The 301-nt window shown below is 50.2% G+C and carries 1 protein-coding gene; it reads left to right on the top strand.

Going from position 1 to position 301, the window contains the following annotated elements; translation table 11 throughout:
- Window positions 1-86: 86 nt before the first annotated feature.
- Window positions 87-301: hypothetical protein (locus AC1RPJ_RS08065; protein WP_481762891.1), on the top strand; the 215-nt coding region annotated here is incomplete at its 3' end.

Genomic DNA, 301 nt, shown 5'->3' with positions numbered 1-301 from the left:
ATTCGCACATCCACCACGTGCCAGACAATCCGGATACTAGTACTCCTATCCCTCAAATCTAAATTTAATGGTAAGGAGAACTCAACATGACTACACCAACAGCATATCAGCTTGATACGCGGGGTGCCGTATGGGTCGATGCGTCGTCGAAGTTTACGCTGGACACTAACCCCGATTTGCTGCCTGACGTACTGGCCATCAACAACTCGTTGTACAACCTGTTCTCATGTCAGATAGGGGCACGAGCCCGTATATTCCAGCCGGAGTATGGGGCCTCCCTTCTCACTTATCTACAGGAACC

The sequence above is a fragment of the Dellaglioa sp. CoH-57-MRSF-17 genome, assembly GCF_056782015.1.
The sequence above is the reverse complement of the archived record's forward strand: the minus strand, read 5'-3'. Positions and strand labels throughout refer to the sequence as shown.